The sequence below is a fragment of the Curtobacterium sp. 18060 genome (assembly GCF_902706105.1).
In the GTDB taxonomy this organism is placed as follows: domain Bacteria; phylum Actinomycetota; class Actinomycetes; order Actinomycetales; family Microbacteriaceae; genus Curtobacterium.
In genome coordinates this window covers 1-18,725 of sequence record NZ_CACSJV010000035.1, presented here as the reverse complement: position 1 = coordinate 18,725, position 18,725 = coordinate 1, and the positions used below count along the sequence as shown (strand labels likewise).

Genomic DNA, 18,725 nt, shown 5'->3' with positions numbered 1-18,725 from the left:
CGGTGCCTCGCATCCCCGCCGCTGCGGCCCTGGCGCTGACCCTGCTGACCCTAGTGACCGGGTGCGCAGCAGGAGGAAACCAGATGCCCACCGACGCAGCCGGCCTGACCCAGGACGACGTCGCGGAGATGTCGCTCCACCAAGAGTTCGACGCATGAGCAGCACCCGGCTCTGGTCCCCACCCGGCGCGATCGACCAGGAACGCGACCTGCAACCGATGATCGACTCCTTCACCGAACAGGGCTGGACCATCGAACGCCGCACCATCACCGGCGACGAAGAAGTCTGGGCCACCACCACCGGCGACGGCTGGCAGATCCAGTACACCGCCCAGGAGAACGGCGACAACCCCATCACCGTCTACAGCGAGCCGTTCTGGACCAACGACGGCAACGCCCTTTCGGATGCCATCTACGGACGCTCGACCGTCACGTTCCCCGACCGGTCCCGCCCCGGCGTTTTCCCGGACTTCCCCGAGTGGGACGACCCCATCGTCAACAAGCCCAAGATCTGACCACGCCGACACAGCACGCCCCTGGGCACTCAGACGTCATCGACATCGACGTTCCACAACGCCCGGTACCACGCCGTCCGCTCCGGTTCGTCGGGCACCCCGTACGCCTCGTGGAACAGCGGCTTCCACCCGGGCCCGTAGTTCCACCCCAGCGCCATCGTCGCCACCGCCAGGTCCGCCCAGCGGTCCGCGACACCCGTGGCGTCCAGGTCGACGTGCCCGCTCCACCGACCGTCGGCACCGATGAGCGTGTTCGGCGTGCACGGGTCTCCGTGGCACACCACGACGCGGTCACCGGGCGGCTCCGGGCCCAGGCGGTCCGTGTCGGCACCCGCCGCACGAGCACGGTCGAGCCGCGCCACGGTCGACCACACGAAGGGGCAGTCGTCCACCGGCAGGGTGTCGTGGAACGCGCGGAGCCCCTCGCCGACCGCGATCACCGCGGTCCGGGGTTCGTCGTGCCAGCGCGGGTCGACGGCACTCCACCCGGGGACGGCGCGGGTGTGCAGCCAGACGCCCTCGTCGTCGGCGCCGTGGTCGAGCACCTCGGGCACCCGCACGTACCGTGACGCCCACTCCAACCGCGCTGCCTCGTTGCCGATCCACCGGCCGTAGGCGTGCGGCAGGACCTTGACGAACTCGTCGGCGTGCTCGTCCGGGCCGATCCGGAACGTCGTGCCACCGATCTCGTTGTGCCAGGCCAGGGCGACCTCGCGGCCCCGGGCGGCCTCCACGACCACCCGCGGCACGGGGACGACGGAGTCCGGCCCCGGCAGCCCGCCGATCGACCGCACCACGACGGCCTTAGTGCACGCGGTCCGGGCGCGAGGACCCGGCCCCACCGCGTGCGATCTCGAGCAGGACCGGCAGTCGTTCGCCGAGCAGGGCGTCCAGGTCGGCCACGACGGCCTCGACCCGTTCGGTGACCTCGCGCGGTGATGCACCCCGGCGCGGACGGACCCGCACCCGGATCGCCCGGCCGCCGCGGACGCGGTAGACGTCGACCGCGAGCGAGGCCACCTGCGGGAGCTCCCCGATCGCCGACGACAGCGCGTGCTGCACGGCCGTGGACTCGACGCGCACCGAACCGGCGACGCCGCCGGCGGATCCGTCGCTCTCGACGACGGTGCCCTCGCGGCCACCGCCGAGCGTCGTCAGCACCACGATCGCCAGGATGCCGACGACGACCCCGCCACCGAGCACCCACGTCCACGACAGCAGGGAGTCATCGCGCGACGTGTCCGTGCCGAGGCCCGCGAGTGCGTCGCTGGCCGTGCGCCACCAGGACGCCACGAGCGGCAGGCCCTGGGCCGTCTGCACCAGGATCGCACCGACCCCGGCGACGAACAGGACGAGCCCGACGACGACGAGTGCCGTCCGTCCGAGCCCACGGTTGGTCGCGTTCATCCGTCCACCCGTCCGGTCGGCTGGACGCGCACCCGCGCAGCGAGGGCGGGCAGCGCGTCGATCCCCGCGAACTCGTGCTCGACGGCCTCGGTCGCGGCCACGGCGGGCACGTCGACGCCGGCGGCAGGACGCAGCACCACCTCGACGGTCCGGCGGCCCACGGTGCCGACGGCGGCGTCCGGCCCGAGCCGCGTGACGGAACGGGCGGCACGTGCCGCGGCGGAGGCGAGCACCTCGTCGTCGACCACGACGGCGAGCCGGTCGGATGCCATCGCGTGGCGCGGACGCCGCTGCGGCAGGAACCCCTGCAGCAGGAGCACCAGGCCGACGAGGGCGACGATCGCCGCGATCCCGACGACGAGCGTGGTGTCGAGGCCGTCCGGCGCGGCGAGGGCGGCGTCCACCACGGCACGCGGGTCGACGCCGAGGACGTTCTGGTCGAGCAGCACGAGGGCACCGGCGAAGACGGCAGCGGCTGCGAGCACGAGGGTGATGAGCATCGCGATGACGACGGCGCCCGACCGGGACACGTGGGTCTCGCGGCGGAGCAGACGGCGGTACGTGGCGGCGTGCTCGGTGGACGGTGCAGGGCCGGCGTCGGGAACCGATACAGTCCGGCCGTCCACGGCGGTCACCGGACCCTCCGCGGGACGTCGACGACCGACGACGCGAACGTCACGGTCACCCGGGACACCTGTCGGCCGGTGATGGTCCGGAGGCGCTCGGCGATCGTGCCGCGGGCCCGGTGCGCGCTCGTGACGACGGGTTCGTCGGGGACCGCGTGGGTCCCCAGCACGGGCAGGGTGAGCGGGGCGGTGATCTCGACCGCCAGCGCGCCGCGGCCGTCGTCGGAGACCCGGGCACGGACCTCCCGGAAGGCCACGCGCAGCGCTTCGGCGGCGACCGCCTGGGCGGTGTGCACGAGCGCCGACGTGCCGATGCGGTCGGAGCCGCGGAGCCGGACGCCGCTGTCGCCGACCGTGGCGACGGCGGCGTCGGTCACGACGAGCTCCGGCGTCCGCGCAGCACGTCGACCAGGCGACGCACGTCGACGTCACCGGCGACGATGCGGGCGATCAGGCCGCCGACGGCCATGCAGACGGCGACGACCACGAACGCCCAGAACCCGAGGGTCACCGCGACGATCGCGAGGAGGGCGCCGACGCCCATCCCGACGACGGTGGCGTTCACCGGACCCGGCCCTCGCGGACGTCGCCGTCGAGGTCGTCGGCGGTGCCGTTCAGTGCCGGGATGTTGACGTCGTTGATCGCGATGTTGACCTCGGTGACCTCGAGCCCGACGAGCTCGGTGACGGCGCTCGTGACGGCGGCGCGCACGGCGGACGCGACGTCCATCATCGGGATCGGGTAGTCCACGACGATCGTCAGGTCGACGGCGACCTGGGTCTCGCCGACCTCGACCCGGACGCCCTGGCCGAGCGCGCTCGAGCCGATCGCGTCGCGGATGGCGCCGAAGGCCCGTGAGGCGTTCCCGCCGAGGGCGTAGACGCCGGGGACGTCACGCGCGGCGATGCCCGCGACCTTGGCGACGACGGTGTCGTCGATGATCGTCTTGCCCTTGGCCGTGACCTGCGTGGTGGTGGTGCCGGTCGTGGTGCCGGTCGTCACGGTCCCGTCGACGCGGTTCGTCGTCGATGCCATCAGTGCCTCCTGCGCTCGCTTGCTGGACTTCCAGCGAACACCATCGTGCCGCGCTGCGCCCGAGAGCGGCAGGCGGCGCGCTGCACGGCGGGGTCGGTCGTCCCCGGTAGGTTCGATGCCATGCGCGTGGCGACCTGGAACGTGAACTCCGTCCGCACCCGAGTGGGGCGGGTCGTCGACTGGCTGGTGCGCGAGGACGTCGACGTCCTCGGCATGCAGGAGATCAAGTGCAAGCCGGAGCAGTTCCCGGTGCAGGCGTTCGAGGACGCCGGCTACCACGTCGAGGCGCACGGCCTGAACCAGTGGAACGGTGTCGCGTTCGCCAGCCGGCTGCCGATGGAGGACGTGACCCGCGACTTCCCCGGCCAGCCCGGCTTCCTCAAGGGACACGAGGGGCCGGACCTGCCCGTCGAGGCCCGGGCCATCGGCGTCACCGTCGACGGCGTGCGCCTGTGGAGCCTGTACGTGCCGAACGGGCGCGAGGTCGGCGACCCGCACTACACGTACAAGCTCGACTGGCTCGCGCAGCTGGCCGACCGCACCGCCGAGTGGATCGCCGCGTCGCCGGAGACCCCGCTCGCGCTGATGGGCGACTGGAACGTCGCACCGCTCGACACGGACGTGTGGGACGTCCGCGTGTTCGAGGGGCACACCCACGTCAGCGAACCGGAGCGCGCCGCGTTCCGGGCGTTCGAGGCGAAGGGGCTGCAGGACGTCGTCCGGCCGATCGTCCTTGACGGCTACACCTACTGGGACTACAAGCAGCTGCGGTTCCCGCGCAACGAGGGCATGCGCATCGACTTCGTGATGGGCTCCCAGGCCTTCGCCGACGTCGTCACCGATGCCTCGATCCACCGCAACGAGCGGAAGGGCGACGCCCCGAGCGACCACGTCCCCGTGGTGGTCGACCTCGACCTGGACACGTCGCTCGACGACGACCGCCCGATGATCTTCTGAGTGGTCACGCGGTCGTGACGCGTTCTGTTACGCCCGGCGTCCGCCCTCGTTGAGCACGTGACGGCGCCGACGTAGATTTCCTGCACCGAACCCCTTCGAGAGCAGGTGAAGCCATGTCCCGCACGACGATCCTTCCCATCCAGCGCGTCATGGCGAACGCGGCCCCCAGCGCCTGGCGCGACGGCATCGTCGTCGAGACCCGCTCTGCCGACGCCGTCGTGGTGTTCCTGGACGGCGGCCTGACCCAGCTCCGGGTGGCGGACGCCGACGGCTTCCTGTCGGTCGGCGATCCGGTCGCCCACCACCCGGTTGCGGAGATCCTCAGCGCTGGTGGTCGTCAGACCACGGCACGCAGCGCGTAGCGCAGACGGTCGGCCTGGTTCAGGCGGACATCGAGGCGAGCATCGCCTCGCACTTCGCGACCATCTCGTCGCAGGCCATGGCGCAGTAGCGGCACGACTCGTCCATGTCCATGTGCTTCCGGCACTCGGCAGCACACATCGTGCCCATCGTCATCACGGCCATGAGCATCGCCTGCATGCTCGGCAGGTCCATGCCGGCCGGACGCATCATCATCCGCATGCCGGTGTCGGCCATCATCGCCGTGTTGGAGCACATCGCGGCGCACGTGGCCATCTCGCCGCCCATGCGCATGTCGCTCGCGGAGCACATCGTGGCGGCCATCGACGCGGCGTTCATCGCCATCATCGTGTCCTGCATCACGTCCATGTCCATCGCTGCGGGCATGTCCGTCATCGACATGTTCTTCATCATCGCCATCGTGTCCATCGGAGGTCTCCGTCCGTCGTGGTCCCGAGGCGGGTCCGCCCCGTGGGTGTCAGCGTACGCGCGCCCCCGATGCGCTTCGTGAGCAGCAATGGTCGGGTCGGTGACCGCGACCCGACCATTTCTGCTCACCATCCGCGGTGCACGCGACCCCACGGCGGACGGGAGGCACGGGGCGGCCCCGCCACGGGCCTCCCGTCCGCCTCGCGGTGCGCCCAGGGCGCGCTACGGGTGCAGCAGCGCGGCGATCGCGACCAGGACGGGGACCGAGCCGATCGTCGAGATGAGCACCACGTCGCGGGCGACCGGGACCGCCGCGTCGTAGCGCTGCGCGTAGTTGAACACGTTCTGCGCCGCCGGCAACGCCGCCAGGGTCGTGAGCACGAAGACGTCCTGGTCGCCGAACCCGAACACGAAGCGCGCGAACACGTACGCGACCGCCGGCATCACCACGAGCTTGATCGACGACGCCACGATGACGTCCGTCCGGATCGCCGGGTCCCGCAGCGGCGCGGCACCGTGCAGGCTCATCCCGAACGACAGCAAGACGACGGGCACGGCAGCCGCGCCGACCAGCGAGAACGGCTCGAGCACCGGGTCGGGCAGCGTGACGCCGGTCGCCGAGAACACCAGGCCGACCAGCGAGGCGATGATGATCGGGTTCCGGAACGGCCCGGAGATCCGGCGTCCCCAGCCGCCGGCGCCCGAGGTCGCGGCGTCGAGGATCGTCAACGCGACCGGCGCGATGACGATGAGCTGCAACAGGATCACCGGCACCACCGCGGTCGCCTGCCCGAGCACGTAGACGGCCACCGGCAGGCCGATGTTGTTCGCGTTGACGTAGCTCGCGGCCAGGGCCCCGACCGTCGTGGTGGTGACCGGTCGCCGCAGCACGAACCGGAAGACGGCCGCCGCTCCGAGTGCGACCACGGCGGCGCTCAGCAGCGAGACCCAGAGCATCGGGGACAGCAGCGACTCGATGTCGGCCGAGGCGATGGTGTGGAAGAGCAGGCAGGGCATGAGCACGAAGAACGCGAGGCGGCTCATCACGAACTGCGCGTGCGGGCCGAGCAGTCCGATGCGCCCGACGACGTACCCACCGGCGATGATCGCGCCGATGATCGCGAAGCCGGTCAACACGCCACCCATCGCGTCCATCCTTGCACCATGTGACGTCGCTCAGGTCGGAAATACGTTCGCATCGAATACCGTTGCAGGCACCATGACCTCGACGAACGCCGACACCCTCACCCGGTCCACCGACTCCAGCCAGCCCCTCGTACCCCTGCTCGAAGAGCGCTGGAGCCCCCGTTCCTACGACGAGACCGCGACGATCTCGGACGAGCAGTTCGACGCCGTCCTCGAGGCCGCCCGCTGGGCCGCGTCGGCCATGAACTTCCAGCCCCGCCGCTTCATCGCGGGCCGTCGTGGCACCGAGACGTTCCGCAAGATCAACGAGAACCTGCTCGGCTTCAACGCCGCCTGGGCCTTCCGCGCCAGCGCCCTCGTCGTCGGCGTGCTCGAGACCGTGACCGAGGACGGCGACGAGCGCCCCTTCGCGCAGTACGACCTCGGCCAGTCGCTCGCGGCGCTCACCGTCCAGGCGCACGCCGAGGGCCTGCACGTGCACCAGATGGCGGGTATCGACGCCGCGGGCCTGCGCGCCGCGTTCGACCTGCCGGAGCGCTTCCTGCCCTTCACCGTGACCGCCATCGGCACCGTCGCGCACCCGTCGCAGCTCGACGAGAAGGCGGCCGAGCGCGAGGTCGCACCGCGCACCCGCCTGCCCCTCGACGAGGTCGTGCTCGTCAAGGAGTAGTCAGCGGTACCAGCACGCGGCCGCGTCCCCACCGGGGCGCGGCCGCTGCCGTACCCGCTGCCGCGTAGAATGTCGTGACATGCAGCCCGAGATGAACTTCTACACCCGCAAGTGGGTCCGCCCCGAGGACCTCAACGCCAACGGCACCCTGTTCGGCGGCAGCCTGCTCCGCTGGATCGACGAAGAGGCCGCGGTCTACGCGATCATCCAGCTCGGCAACGGCAAGGTCGTCACGAAGTACATGTCGGAGATCGAGTTCGTGTCCTCGGCGAAGGAGGGCGACATCGTCGAGATCGGCCTCGTCGCCACCCGCTTCGGCCGCAGCTCGCTCACGATGCGGGCCGAGGCGCGCAACCTCTTCACGCACCGCAGCATCCTCACCATCGACGAGGTCGTGTTCGTGAACCTCGACGACGACGGCAACCCGGCGCCGCACGGCTACACGGACATCACGTACGACCGTGACCGGGTCCCCGCGACGCACCGCGCCTGACCCGCGTGACCCCGCAGACATCGCGCAGCAGTCGCGTGCGGTGAACACCGCACCCGGCACGTGATCGGTGGCCTCTGGCAGGATCGGGGCATGACCACGCCCCGCCTCGTCGCCTTCGACCTGGACGACACCCTCGCCCCGTCGAAGTCCTCCCTCGACCCCCGCATGCTCGAGACCTTCGCGTCCCTGCTCGAGGTCGTGCCGGTCGCGGTCATCTCCGGCGGCAACTTCACGCAGTTCGAGCAGCAGCTCGTCACCCCGCTCCGCCACCGCGACGGCCTGGCCCTCGACGACCTGCACCTGCTGCCGACGTGCGGCACGCGGTACTACCGCTGGTCCGACGACGACTGGGCCCTGCAGTACGCCGAGGACCTCACCGACGACCAGAAGGCACGCGCTCTCGCAGCGGTCGAGTCCGTCGCGAAGGACGCCGGCTACTGGGAGTCCGAGACCTGGGGTGACATCCTCGAGGACCGCGGGTCGCAGATCACGTTCTCGGCCCTCGGGCAGGCCGCTCCGGTCGACGTCAAGAAGCAGTGGGACCCGACCGGCGCGAAGAAGGACGACCTGCGTCGCCGCGTGCAGGCCGAGCTCCCCGACCTCGAGGTCCGGTCCGGCGGTTCGACCAGCGTCGACATCACCCGCAAGGGCATCGACAAGGCGTACGGCATGCAGCGCCTCGCCGAGATCACCGGCATCGCGCTCGACGACATGCTCTTCGTCGGTGACCGGCTCGACCCCGAGGGCAACGACTACCCGGTGAAGGCCCTCGGTGTGCCGTGCCACGCGGTCGAGGGCTGGGAGGACACCGACGCCTTCCTGACCGAGCTCATCCCGACCCTGCGCTGACCGCGCGGCAGCCGACGGCGCGGCAGCTGACCCCGCGTCAGCCCAGGCTGCGGACGGCCTCGACGAACGCGCGGATCTTGGCCGGGTCCTTCACGCCGCGCTCGGACTCCACGCCGCTCGACACGTCGACACCGTCGGGGTCGAGCGCCTCGACCGCGGCGACGACGTTAGCGGGGGTCAGGCCGCCCGCCAGGATCCAGGCCTCGTCGATCCCGCCCTCGATCACGGCGGGGTCGATCAGCCGACCGCTGCCCGGCACGGCGGCGTCGAGCAACAGCAGGTCGTGGTCGTACGAGGCGCGCTGCTCGGCGGTCTCACGCAGGTAGTCCTCGGCCGCGAGGGCCCGGATGGTGAAGAAGCCGGCGTCGCGGGCCCGGGCGAAGTCGGTCGCGGCTTCGCCACCGTGCAGCTGCAGGGTGGTGAGCCCGACCTCGGACGCGATGCCGACGATCTCGTCGATCTTCTGGTCGCGGAAGACCCCGACGGCGTCGATGCCGTCCGGCAGCCGTTCGACGAGTTCCTTCGCCAGGTCGGCCGTCACGGTGCGGGGGCTGTTCGCGGCGAAGACGAACCCGACCGCGTCGGCGCCCGCGTCGACGGCGGCGTCCACGGTGTCGGGCGTCGACAGGCCGCAGATCTTGATCCAGCGCTGGTCGGTCATGCTGTCCATCCTGCCAGGGACCACGGACGAACGGGACGAGCTCGCGACGTCAGTGCAGCATGCCGGCGACGTAGGCGGAGCCGCACGCGACCAGCACGCCGAACGCCGCGAACGAGCCGACGAGCACGTTCCGCCGACGCCAGCGGCGGACGGCCGAGAAGGTCCCGCGCTTCGCGTGCCGGTGGGCCGCACGGTGCATCCGGTGGTCGCGCTGGTGCTTGACGCGCTCGGGTCCGAGCGGCACCGGGCCGGTGACCTGCGTGGAGCCGCCCCGCAGGGCGTTCGCGATCGCCACCGCGGTCGGACGACGCTCCGGGTCGCGGGCGGTCATCCGGCTGAGCAGTTCGCGCCACTCCGAGGCGACGTCGTCGGGGATCACGGGGTCGTGCCGCAGGCGGGCCAGTGCCGCCTCGATCAGGGTGCCGGAGTACTCCTGCTTGCCGGTCAGGGACTCGAGCAGCACCAGTCCGAGCGAGTACACGTCGGTGGCGAAGCTGATCGGCTCACCCGCGACCTGCTCGGGGCTCAGGTACGCCGCCGTGCCGATGATCGTGCCGTCGTTCGTCAGGCGCGAGCCGTCGACGAAGTGCGCGACGCCGAAGTCGGTGAGCTTCACGGTCCGGGCGAAGCCGGACGAGCCCTCGTCGCTGATCAGGATGTTGGCGGGCTTGACGTCCCGGTGCACGATGCCGCGCGAGTGCACGTAGGCCAGGGCATCGGCGAGCTGGGCGCCGAGGTCGGCCACCTCGTAGTTGTGCAGGGCCCCCTCGGACAGTCGGCGCAGCAGCGTCGTGTCGGCGATGAGCTCCATCACGATGAACCGGTGCGGGCCGTCGGGGAAGTCGTGCGTGCCGGCGTCGTAGAGCGGGATGAGCCCGGGGTGCGACAGCATGCTGAGGAGCCGGATCTCGCGCTCCTGACGGACGCGATCGGCCGTCGTCATCTTGTCCGGCGTCGCGAAGAGCTTCACGGCGACGGCGCGGTACGTGTGCTCGTCGCGGGCTTCGTAGACGGTCCCCATGCCACCCGTGCCGATGAGCTTCACCAGTCGGTACCGGCCCGACAGGACCGTCTCCGTCCGCAAGCCGTCCAGCAGGGTCATGGTGTCCGTCGTTCCGTCGGGAGCCGCAGGTTCCGCGGCTGCTGCCGGCGTGTTGGCTCACGAGAAACGGTACGCGTCCGACCCCGCTTTTGGGCGGGTGTTATGACATCGTGATCGGCGTACTTCCCTGTGTTCATGCGGATGCATCAGGGTACCGTTCGACCTCCGACCGGGGTGAGCGATCACGCAAGGAGGACAGCGATGGCACTGACGAAAGGTGACGAGGTGCACTGGAACACCCCGCAAGGGAAGACGACCGGGAAACTCGTGCGGAAGCGCACGAGCGACTTCGAGTTCGACGGTCAGACGTTCAAGCCGACCGACGACGATCCGTACTGGATCGTCGAGTCGGAGAAGAGCGGCAAGCAGGCCGCGCACAAGGAGTCGGCGCTGACCAAGGCCTGACGACGACCGGCTCAGTCGCGGGCGGGCTCGGCGCGACGACGACCTCGTGCGCCCCCGCTCGCGGCACCGTCGCCGTTGCCGCCACCGTCCGCGCGACGGTCTGCCCGCCACCGTCGCACCCGCCGGACCACGAACGTCACCACGACGACCGCGATCGCGACGTAGAGCACCCGGTCGATCCACTCGGTGTACTGCTCGACGCGGTCGTACTGGGAGCCGAAGGCAGCACCGAGCAGCACCAGGGCGCTGTTCCAGATGCCGCTCGCGATGATCGTGAACACCGAGAACGTGCCGAGGTGCATGCGGTCAGCGCCCGCGGGCAAGGAGATGAGGCTCCGCACGATCGGGACGAAGCGGCCGAAGAACACGGCGCTCTTGCCGTGCCGGTGGAACCACGCGGCGGCCTTGCGGAAGTCGTCCTCGTCGACCAGGGGGAGCTTGCCGAACCACCGCGTGGTGCGCTCGAACCCGATCTTCGCGCCGAGCCAGTAGAGCACCAGCGCACCGAGGTAGGACCCGAGCGTCGCCAGCACGAGGACGAGCACGAGGTTCATCTGCCCGGCGCCCGCCAGGAACCCGGCCAGCGGCAGGATGAGCTCGGACGGGATCGGCGGGAACACCGTCTCGATGAAGAGCATGAGCGCGACGCCCCACTCCCCCAGGGCGTCGATGATCTGGAGCACGAGGCCGGAGAGTCCGCCGAGGTCCGAGGGAGCGGTGGAGTCGCCGGTGGCGACGGTCATGGCACGGGCGGTCACGGCAGTCGTCATGCCCCCAGCATCCCTGAGCGCCCTGTCAGGACCCGGCGCGGTACCTGAACGTCAGCCGAGTCCCATGTGCGAGGTCCGCACGTGCGTCAACGACCGCGCGAGGGCACCGCGGGCGACGGCGTCACGACCGACCGTCGACGGGACGATCTCGACGGGGTGCCGGAGCTGGGGTGTGACGACCGCGGCGAGCGCCTCGGCGAACACCGGTGCCGCCGGCAGGACCTCACCCCCGACGACCACGACCTCTGGGTCGATCGTCGTGACGAGCTGCACGACGCCCGGTGCCACGTCGTCCGCGAAGGCGCGGACGACGTCGACCGCCGCCGGGTCCGGACCGTCCTCGCCGACGCGACCCGGCGCTGCGCCCCCGCGCCCGGCTGCGGCGAAGACCGACTCGAGGTCCGTGTCGGACGTGATCCGGGCCTCCAGGCGGGCGGGCGCACCGGGCCACCCGGTCGAGGCCAGGCCGCCCATCTCGCCAGCCGCACCGCGCGCGCCGCGCGCCAACGCCCCGTCGATGACGTAGGCCGCACCGATCTGCCGACCCATCACCAGGTACAGGCCGTCCTGGACGCCTCGGAAGCGCCCCCACATCGCCTCGGCGGTGGCGGCGAGCTTGGCGTCGTTGTCGAAGAACGTCGCGATGCCGGGGAAGAGGTCCTGGATCCGGCCGGGCACGCGGCGCTCGACCCACTCCGGCACCGCGACCGTGTAGTCGATCTCGCCGGCGCGGTCGACGACTGCGGGGACGCCGAACGTGGCGGCGAGGACCGGTGACGCCTCCGAGTCGGCCGTCAGGCGGCGGACGACGTCCTGCACGCTCGTCCAGGCCTGCTCCGCGTCGGCGAGGTCGGCGTAGCGCTCCTCGACCCGGGTGAGGGTGTTCCCGCGCAGGTCGGCGCGGATGCCGACGATGCCGTGCAGTCCGAGGTCGACGCCGAGCACGGAACCGGCGGTGGCGTCCGCGGCGAAGCGCTTGGCCCGGCGGCCGGCCTTGTTCGGGGTGGCGATCGCCTCGGCCTCGGTCACCCAGCCCTCGTCGACCAGGTCTGCGAGCGCCGCCTCGACCGTGGGGCGGGAGAGCCCGACGGTGCGGCTGAGCTCGGTCACGGTGCGCGACGCGTCGTCGCGCAGGAGCTCGTCGAGGATGGCCCGGGAGTTCATGAGTCGGAGCACACCCGGCGTCGTCCCCACGACACTCGGGATCGTTGACACGGTCTCGTCCACGGCCATAGCCTCCACATTACGAAAGATCATTGAGGAATGGTGGACTCCGACATGCTCATCCCACGACCGCGCCGCGCCGTCCCCGGTACCGGCGCCTTCGAGATCACCCCGTCGACCCGCATCGCAGCGGACGCAGCGAGCGGATCGGTCCGACTGTACCTGCAGCAGACACTCCGGGCGTCGACCGGCCAGCCGGTCCGCGACGCAGCGGAGGACGTGGCGGTCGACGGGGCGGCCTCCGCCGACGGGTCGGTCCGGACGGGCGTCATCTCGCTGCGCGTCACCGACGACCCCTCCCTGCCCGCCGGTCCGCCGTCGCCCGAGGGCGAGCGCGCCGAGTCCTTCCGCCTGACCGTCACACCCGACGGTGTCGACGTCGCGGGCGGCTCGGCCGCCGGCGTGTTCTACGGCGTCCAGGCGCTCCTCCAACTGCTGCCCGCCGACGTGTACCGGAGCGGCCGCGTCGGCACCGGGCCGTGGTCCGTCCCGTCCACCATCGTCGAGGACGCCCCCGCCTTCGCCTGGCGCGGCGTCATGCTCGACGTCGCCCGGCACTTCCGCACCAAGCACGAGGTCATGCGCGTCGTCGACCAGCTCGCGGCGCACCGGATCAACCGGCTGCACTTCCACCTGACGGAGGACCAGGGCTGGCGCATCGAGATCCGGAAGTACCCGCGTCTGACCGAGGTCGGGTCGTGGCGCCGCGAGTCCCAGGTGGGCGCGCACGTCCCCGACGCCGACGGCGTGCTGCACCCCGCAGCGTTCGACGGCCGACCGCACGGCGGGTACTACACGCAGGACGACATCCGCGAGATCGTCGCCTACGCGGCGGACCGGTTCGTCACCGTCGTCCCAGAGATCGAGACCCCCGGACACGTCCGTGCCGCGTTGGCCGCCTACCCGTCGCTCGGCGTGCACCCCGAGACGCCGGTGGAGGTCTGGACCGAGTGGGGCATCGCCGACGACGTCCTGAACGCCGACGACAGCACCGTCGACTTCTTCAAGGACGTCCTCGACGAGGTCATCGCGCTCTTCCCCTCGCGCTACATCGGCATCGGCGGCGACGAGTGCCCGAAGGTGCAGTGGGTCGAGGACCCCCGCACGCAGGAGCGCATGCGTTCACTCGGGCTCGAGGACGAAGAGCAGCTGCAGGCCTGGATCATCGGGCAGCTCGCGGCGCACGTCGCCTCGCACGGGCGGCAGGCGTTCGGCTGGGACGAGATCCTCGAGGGCGGCACCCTCGACCCCTCGGCGACCATCGTGTCGTGGCGCGGTCTGACCGGTGCGCGGACGGCGGCGAGGCGCGGGCACGACGTCATCTCGTCGCCCGACGACCAGGCCTACCTCGACTACCGCCAGAGCGACCTGGCGACCGAGCCGATCCCGGTGTCCATCGTGCTGACGGTCGACGACGTCTTCGGCTTCGACCCGGTGCCGTCCGGCCTGACCGAGTCCGAGCGCGCCCACGTCATCGGCGGCCAGGGCAACATGTGGACGGAGCACGTCGACACCGCCCGGAAGCTCGACTACCAGCTGTTCCCGCGGGTGGCCGCCCTGGCCGAGGCGCTCTGGTCGGCGGACGTCACCGGACCGCGCGACGTCGCCGAGTTCCGCGGGCGGTTGGCCGAGCACACCGCGCGGCTCGAGGCGATGGGGATCGAGTACCGGCACGAGGCCGGGCCGTTCCCGTGGGAGCAGCGCCCGGGCGTCCCGGGGCGGCCGCACTCGCGCGAGGACCGCGCCGCCTACATCGACGCGATCACGGCCAACATCGCCGAGTAGCGAGCGCCCCAGGCGGGCGGGCGTGCTCACGCGCTCACGCCTGCCCCTTCTCGCCGCGCCGAGGTTCCACGACCCGCCGCTCACTTCCGCCGAGGTTCCACGAACGGCCGCGCATGCCCCCGAGGTTCCGAGATCTCGGAACCTCACGGGGTGGGCGCGACCACGGACAGACGGGAGGCCCGGTGCCAGCTGGCACCCCTCCCTCGCAAGCTCGGTCGGCGCGCCCCGCGCAACGCTTCGCGTTGCCGCTGAGCGGGGCGCGCCCGTCCGACAGGTGGTGACGTCGACTACACGGCGACGGCCACGCGGTCGTCTGCAGTCTCGGACACGGCGGCGTCCGCCGCGGGGGCCCGACGCACGAACTTCTTCAGCCCGACCAGGACCAGCGCGGACACGATCGTGCCGGCCAGGATCGCGACGATGAACATCGCGACGTCTCCGATGGCGAAGAACACGAAGATCCCACCGTGCGGCGCCCGCGAGGTCACACCGGCAGCCATCGAGATCGCACCCGTGACCGCGGCACCGACCATCGACGCCGGGATGACGCGCAGCGGGTCGGCTGCGGCGAACGGGATCGCTCCCTCGGAGATGAAGGACGCCCCGAGCAGCCAGGCAGCCTTTCCGTTCTCGCGCTCGGGCTTCGTGAAGCCCTTGCGGTACAAGACGGTCGACGCGAGTGCCAGGGCGAGCGGCGGCACCATGCCGGCAGCCATCACGGCGGCCATGATCTCGAACGGCACGACGTTGGTGGCGGTCCCGGCGCCGAGCCCGGCGACGGCGAACGCGTAGGCGACCTTGTTGACCGGGCCGCCGAGGTCGAAGGCCATCATCAGGCCGAGGATGATGCCGAGCAGGATCGCCGAGGCGCCGGACAGCGAGTTGAGGAACTCGGTCAGCTGGGTCATGAGCCAGGCGATCGGTCCACCGAGCACGAGCAGCATGAGGCCGGAGGCGATGATCGAGGCGAACAGCGGGATGATCACGACGGGCATCAGGCCACGCAGCCAGCGCCAGGTCGGGATGCGACCGATCCAGTACGCCGCGGCACCGGCGATGAGGCCACCGATCAGGCCACCGAGGAACCCGGCGTTCATGAAGACGGCGATGGAACCGGCGACGAAGCCGGGCGCGATGCCGGGTCGGTCGGCCATGGCGTAGGCGATGTACCCGGCGAGCGCTGCGACGAGGAAGCCGAGCGACACGGAGCCGATCTGGAACGCGGCGGCACCGAGGTAGTAGCGCAGCCCCTCCGGAGGCAGGTCGACCAGGTTGTAGTGCTGGAGCGCGAAGACCGCGTTGTTCACGCCGTCGTCACCGTGGGTGAGCGCGATGCCGTAGCCGGCGAGCAGGAAGCCGAGCGCGATGAGCAGCCCGCCGCCCGCGACGAACGGGATCATGTAGCTGACGCCGGTGAGCAGCCAGCGCTTGAGCGCCTGGCCGAAGTGTTCGTTCTTGGCGGTGGACGCACCGTCGACGGCTGCACCGCCCTGGACGCGTGCGGCGTTCGGGTCGTCCGAGGCACGAATGGCCTCGGCGATCATCTTGTCGGGCTCGTCGACGCCGCGCTTGACGGGTCCGGAAACGAGCGGCTTGCCGGCGAAGCGACCGCGGTCGCGGACGTCGACGTCGACCGCGAACACGACGGCGTCGGCACGGGCGATGAGGGCGGGGTCGAGGGGCTCGACCTGCGAGGACCCCTGGGTCTCGACGTGCATCTCGGCACCGGCGCGCTGCGCCGCGGCGACGAGGGCGTCGGCCGCCATGTAGGTGTGCGCGATGCCGGTCGGGCAGGCGGTGACGCCGACGAAGACCTTGCGGCCCGGCGCGGGTGCGGCGGTCGGACTGGAGGCGCTGCTCGCCTTCCCGACGCCGGCTTCGGACACCTCGCCGCTCACCTCGCGGTCGACGAGCTGGACGATCTCGTCCGGGGTGGCTGCGGCGCGCAGGGCGGCGGTGAAGTCGTCGCGGATGAGCGCACGGGCCAGGGTCGAGAGGACCGTCAGGTGGTCCTTGTCGGCCCCTTCGGGCACGGCGATCATGAACACGATGTCGGCGTCGCCGTCCGGGGCGCCGAACGACACCTTCCGGGCGAGACGCGCGAACGCCAGGGTCGGCTCGGACACCGATGCCGAACGGGCGTGCGGGATCGCGATGCCGCCGGGAACCCCGGTGCCGACGCTGGCCTCGCGCTTGATGGCGTCCTCGGCCAGGACCCGGCCGTCGGCGGCGCGGCCGGTCGCGGCGACGCGGTCGGCGAGGACGCGGATGACGTCGGCCGAGGTGGCACCGAGGTCCTCGTCGAGGCCGACGAGCTGGGCGCTGATGAGGCGCGGACTCGAGTCTGCGGACATGTGCTTGCTCCTTCGCAATGGCGCTGATCGCGCGGGTCGTGCAGGTGTTCGGGGAGTGGGGGTGTTCGAGCTGGGGGTCAGGCGGGCTCGGGTGCCGGGTGCGTCGTGAGCACCCGGACCGAGATCGCCGTCGGGTCGGTGTGGTCGAGGGCGGGCACGTCGCTGCCGGGCAGGGCTGCGGCGGCGGCTCCGGTCGCGACGGCCTGGGCGAGGCGCTGCTCGGGCGACGCTCCGGCCACCTCGGCGAGCAGGTAGCCCGCGAGCGAGGAGTCCCCCGCGCCGACCGTCGAGCGGGCGACGATCCGCGGTGCTGCGGCGGCGAAGGCGCCCTCGTCCGACACCAGTACGGCTCCGGCGCTGCCGAGGGTCAGCAGGACCGAGCCGACGTTCCGGTCGCGCAACCGCTCGGCAGCGGCCACGGCGGCGTCGAGGTCCTGCTCGTAGGTGTCGGGGTCGCCGCCGACGACCTCGGCGAGCTCCTCGGCGTTCGGCTTGACCAGGTCGATCCGCTCGCCGGACTGCAGCAGGGCGGTGAACGGGACGCCGGACGAGTCGACCGCGATCCGGACGTCCTCACCGTGGCGCGCACGGACGGCGCGGACGAGCACGGCGAGCGCGTCGTCGGGGAGTCCGGGCGGGAGCGACCCGGCGAAGACCACCCAGCGGGCGGCGGGTCCGGTGGCGGTCGCCGCGGCCGTGTCGGCGACCAGGTCGGCCAGGTCGTCCAGCCGGCCGGCGAGCGAGGGACCGGGCTCGTTGAGCTTCGTGGTGGTGCCGGTCGGCTCGGTCACGGTGACGTTCGAGCGGAGCGGCACACCGATCGGCAGGGCGGCGGTCGGGATGCCGCGCGTGGCGAGGCCGAGCAGCACGGGGTCGAGCTCGTCGCCGGGCAGCACGGCGATGGTGTCCCCACCGCTCGCGACCACGACGCGGGACACGTTGACGCCCTTGCCGCCGGGCTCCGCGGTGGAGCGGATGGCACGCTGAACGGCGCCGCGCTGCAGTTCGCCGGAGAGCTCGATGGTGCGGTCGAGGCTCGGGTTCGGCGTGACGGTGACGATGCGGCGGCTCATGCGACGACGACCTCGACGTCGGCGTCGGTCAGGGCGCCGGCGAGGTCGGCTGGCGGCGCCTGGTCGGTGACCACGGTGTCGATCTCGTCGAGCCGGGCGAAGCGCATCAGGGCCTCGACCCCGTGCTTCGCGGCGTCGGTGAGCACGACGGCTCGGCGGGCGGCGAGGACGAAGGCGCCCTTGACCGCGGCCTCGTACTCGTCCGGGGTGCTCAGACCGAAGCCGGCGGACAGGCCGTTCGTGCCGACGAAGGCGATGTCGGGCCGCAGGGCGCTGATCTGCTCGACGGTGGCGGTCCCGACGGCGGCGCTCGTGACCCCGCGTACCCGGCCACCGAGCAGGTGCAGCTCGACGTGCTCGCTGTGCTGCAGGGTCGCGGCGATCGGGACGGAGTTCGTGATGACGGTGAGGGTCGCGCCAGCGGTGGCGGGTTCCCACCGTGCGAGTTCGGCGGCGACGGCGGCGCAGGTGGTGCCGGCGTCGATCGCGATCGAGCCGGTGAAGGTCGAGGGCACCAGGCGCATCGCGGCTCGGGCGATCTCGGACTTCGCGGAACCGTGCTGCCCTTCGCGCTCGGCGACGGAGAGTTCGACGACGCTCGAGCGGCCGATGGGCACCGCTCCCCCGTGCACGCGGCGCAGGACCCCGGCGGACTCGAGGGTGTCGAGGTCACGGCGCACGGTCTCGGTGGTGACGTCGAAGTGCTCGGCCAGATCGGCGACGGAGACCCGGCCGGCGTCCTGCAGCGCTGCTGCGATCGCGTCGTGCCGCTCGGTTGCGTACATGCCCGAACTCCTTCGTTCCCGTGGGTTTCAGGAACCATAAGCCACAAACCCACACAAACACAACCACCCCGCCCCACGTC

At 71.6% G+C, this 18,725-nt stretch carries 24 protein-coding genes; 9 read left to right on the top strand and 15 right to left on the bottom strand.

Annotated elements, in window-relative coordinates; all coding sequences use genetic code 11:
• Window positions 1-2: 2 nt before the first annotated feature.
• Window positions 3-158, top strand: a complete 156-nt coding sequence (locus GVL05_RS14420) for a hypothetical protein (protein WP_159573558.1) — start codon at window positions 3-5, stop codon at window positions 156-158.
• Complete coding sequence (locus GVL05_RS14415; RefSeq protein WP_159573557.1) at window positions 155-514, top strand: hypothetical protein; 360 nt, start codon at window positions 155-157, stop codon at window positions 512-514. The genes GVL05_RS14420 and GVL05_RS14415 overlap by 4 nt, the downstream gene beginning before the upstream one ends.
• Window positions 515-543: 29 nt before the next feature.
• Here GVL05_RS14415 and GVL05_RS14410 read toward each other — a convergent pair whose 3' ends face one another.
• Genes GVL05_RS14410 through GVL05_RS14385 form a run of 6 tightly spaced genes read right to left on the bottom strand, consistent with a single transcriptional unit; the run spans window position 544 to window position 3,582 of the window.
• Window positions 544-1,311: an aminoglycoside 3'-phosphotransferase gene (locus GVL05_RS14410; protein ID WP_159573556.1), complete on the bottom strand. Its 768-nt coding sequence runs from the start codon at window positions 1,309-1,311 to the stop codon at window positions 544-546.
• Between the two features lie 7 nt (window positions 1,312-1,318).
• Window positions 1,319-1,921 carry a hypothetical protein gene (locus tag GVL05_RS14405; protein WP_159573555.1) on the bottom strand — a complete coding sequence of 201 codons (603 nt, stop codon included), beginning with the start codon at window positions 1,919-1,921 and terminating at the stop codon, window positions 1,319-1,321.
• Window positions 1,918-2,556 carry a hypothetical protein gene (locus GVL05_RS14400; protein WP_159573554.1) on the bottom strand — a complete coding sequence of 213 codons (639 nt, stop codon included), beginning with the start codon at window positions 2,554-2,556 and terminating at the stop codon, window positions 1,918-1,920. Before GVL05_RS14400 ends, GVL05_RS14405 begins: the two co-directional genes overlap by 4 nt.
• Window positions 2,553-2,924, bottom strand: coding sequence for a hypothetical protein (locus GVL05_RS14395; protein ID WP_131847060.1), 372 nt, complete (start codon window positions 2,922-2,924; stop codon window positions 2,553-2,555). Before GVL05_RS14395 ends, GVL05_RS14400 begins: the two co-directional genes overlap by 4 nt.
• Window positions 2,921-3,112 carry a DUF2273 domain-containing protein gene (locus GVL05_RS14390; protein WP_132100699.1) on the bottom strand — a complete coding sequence of 64 codons (192 nt, stop codon included), beginning with the start codon at window positions 3,110-3,112 and terminating at the stop codon, window positions 2,921-2,923. Before GVL05_RS14390 ends, GVL05_RS14395 begins: the two co-directional genes overlap by 4 nt.
• Window positions 3,109-3,582 (bottom strand): Asp23/Gls24 family envelope stress response protein, encoded by a 474-nt coding sequence (locus GVL05_RS14385; protein WP_123937445.1) that lies wholly within the window; start codon window positions 3,580-3,582, stop codon window positions 3,109-3,111. Before GVL05_RS14385 ends, GVL05_RS14390 begins: the two co-directional genes overlap by 4 nt.
• Before the next feature lie 120 nt (window positions 3,583-3,702).
• Between GVL05_RS14385 and GVL05_RS14380 the strand changes: the two genes are divergently transcribed.
• Both GVL05_RS14380 and GVL05_RS14375 read left to right on the top strand, forming a co-directional pair.
• Window positions 3,703-4,539: an exodeoxyribonuclease III gene (locus GVL05_RS14380; RefSeq protein WP_159573553.1), complete on the top strand. Its 837-nt coding sequence runs from the start codon at window positions 3,703-3,705 to the stop codon at window positions 4,537-4,539.
• 113 nt (window positions 4,540-4,652) lie between these two features.
• Complete coding sequence (locus GVL05_RS14375; RefSeq protein ID WP_159573552.1) at window positions 4,653-4,901, top strand: nuclease; 249 nt, start codon at window positions 4,653-4,655, stop codon at window positions 4,899-4,901.
• Between the two features lie 19 nt (window positions 4,902-4,920).
• Here GVL05_RS14375 and GVL05_RS14370 read toward each other — a convergent pair whose 3' ends face one another.
• Both GVL05_RS14370 and GVL05_RS14365 read right to left on the bottom strand, forming a co-directional pair.
• Window positions 4,921-5,328, bottom strand: coding sequence for an aldehyde dehydrogenase (locus tag GVL05_RS14370; protein WP_134195391.1), 408 nt, complete (start codon window positions 5,326-5,328; stop codon window positions 4,921-4,923).
• Between the two features lie 222 nt (window positions 5,329-5,550).
• Window positions 5,551-6,474 carry an AEC family transporter gene (locus GVL05_RS14365; RefSeq protein ID WP_159573551.1) on the bottom strand — a complete coding sequence of 308 codons (924 nt, stop codon included), beginning with the start codon at window positions 6,472-6,474 and terminating at the stop codon, window positions 5,551-5,553.
• 73 nt (window positions 6,475-6,547) lie between these two features.
• Here GVL05_RS14365 and GVL05_RS14360 point away from each other — a divergent pair, with 73 nt between their 5' ends.
• The 3 genes from GVL05_RS14360 (at window position 6,548) to GVL05_RS14350 (ending at window position 8,486) form a co-directional block, all read left to right on the top strand.
• Complete coding sequence (locus GVL05_RS14360) at window positions 6,548-7,144, top strand: nitroreductase family protein (protein WP_111086179.1); 597 nt, start codon at window positions 6,548-6,550, stop codon at window positions 7,142-7,144.
• Window positions 7,145-7,223: 79 nt separating this feature from the next.
• Window positions 7,224-7,637 carry an acyl-CoA thioesterase gene (locus tag GVL05_RS14355; protein WP_111086180.1) on the top strand — a complete coding sequence of 138 codons (414 nt, stop codon included), beginning with the start codon at window positions 7,224-7,226 and terminating at the stop codon, window positions 7,635-7,637.
• A 90-nt stretch (window positions 7,638-7,727) separates the two neighbouring features.
• Window positions 7,728-8,486: an HAD-IIB family hydrolase gene (locus GVL05_RS14350; protein ID WP_131921334.1), complete on the top strand. Its 759-nt coding sequence runs from the start codon at window positions 7,728-7,730 to the stop codon at window positions 8,484-8,486.
• 37 nt (window positions 8,487-8,523) lie between these two features.
• On the opposite strand, the gene GVL05_RS14345 is transcribed toward GVL05_RS14350, so the two are convergent.
• Together GVL05_RS14345 and GVL05_RS14340 are read right to left on the bottom strand one after the other, a co-directional pair.
• A complete protein-coding gene (locus tag GVL05_RS14345; RefSeq protein ID WP_123293557.1) occupies window positions 8,524-9,147 on the bottom strand; it encodes a phosphoribosylanthranilate isomerase in 624 nt (207 codons plus the stop codon).
• Window positions 9,148-9,196: 49 nt separating this feature from the next.
• Window positions 9,197-10,249, bottom strand: a complete 1,053-nt coding sequence (locus GVL05_RS14340) for a serine/threonine-protein kinase (protein WP_159573550.1) — start codon at window positions 10,247-10,249, stop codon at window positions 9,197-9,199.
• Window positions 10,250-10,450: 201 nt separating this feature from the next.
• On the opposite strand from GVL05_RS14340, the gene GVL05_RS14335 reads away from it, so the two are divergent.
• Complete coding sequence (locus GVL05_RS14335; RefSeq protein WP_159573549.1) at window positions 10,451-10,654, top strand: DUF2945 domain-containing protein; 204 nt, start codon at window positions 10,451-10,453, stop codon at window positions 10,652-10,654.
• Window positions 10,655-10,665: 11 nt separating this feature from the next.
• On the opposite strand, the gene GVL05_RS14330 is transcribed toward GVL05_RS14335, so the two are convergent.
• On the bottom strand, window positions 10,666-11,424 hold the full coding sequence (locus GVL05_RS14330; protein WP_228504475.1) for a DedA family protein: 759 nt from the start codon (window positions 11,422-11,424) through the stop codon (window positions 10,666-10,668).
• Window positions 11,425-11,475: 51 nt separating this feature from the next.
• Window positions 11,476-12,651: an ROK family transcriptional regulator gene (locus tag GVL05_RS14325; RefSeq protein WP_159573548.1), complete on the bottom strand. Its 1,176-nt coding sequence runs from the start codon at window positions 12,649-12,651 to the stop codon at window positions 11,476-11,478.
• A gap of 36 nt (window positions 12,652-12,687) precedes the next feature.
• On the opposite strand from GVL05_RS14325, the gene GVL05_RS14320 reads away from it, so the two are divergent.
• Complete coding sequence (locus GVL05_RS14320) at window positions 12,688-14,433, top strand: beta-N-acetylhexosaminidase (protein ID WP_159573547.1); 1,746 nt, start codon at window positions 12,688-12,690, stop codon at window positions 14,431-14,433.
• Window positions 14,434-14,720: 287 nt separating this feature from the next.
• Here the strand turns inward: GVL05_RS14320 and GVL05_RS14315 are convergent, their stop codons facing one another.
• The 3 genes from GVL05_RS14315 to GVL05_RS14305 all read right to left on the bottom strand — a co-directional run bounded on the left by GVL05_RS14315 (window position 14,721) and on the right by GVL05_RS14305 (window position 18,645).
• Complete coding sequence (locus tag GVL05_RS14315; RefSeq protein WP_123937437.1) at window positions 14,721-16,787, bottom strand: fructose-specific PTS transporter subunit EIIC; 2,067 nt, start codon at window positions 16,785-16,787, stop codon at window positions 14,721-14,723.
• A 77-nt stretch (window positions 16,788-16,864) separates the two neighbouring features.
• Entirely contained in the window at window positions 16,865-17,860 is a 996-nt protein-coding gene (locus GVL05_RS14310) for a 1-phosphofructokinase family hexose kinase (protein WP_159573546.1), read from the bottom strand.
• Window positions 17,857-18,645, bottom strand: a complete 789-nt coding sequence (locus tag GVL05_RS14305) for a DeoR/GlpR family DNA-binding transcription regulator (protein WP_159573545.1) — start codon at window positions 18,643-18,645, stop codon at window positions 17,857-17,859. Before GVL05_RS14305 ends, GVL05_RS14310 begins: the two co-directional genes overlap by 4 nt.
• Window positions 18,646-18,725: the final 80 nt, after the last annotated feature.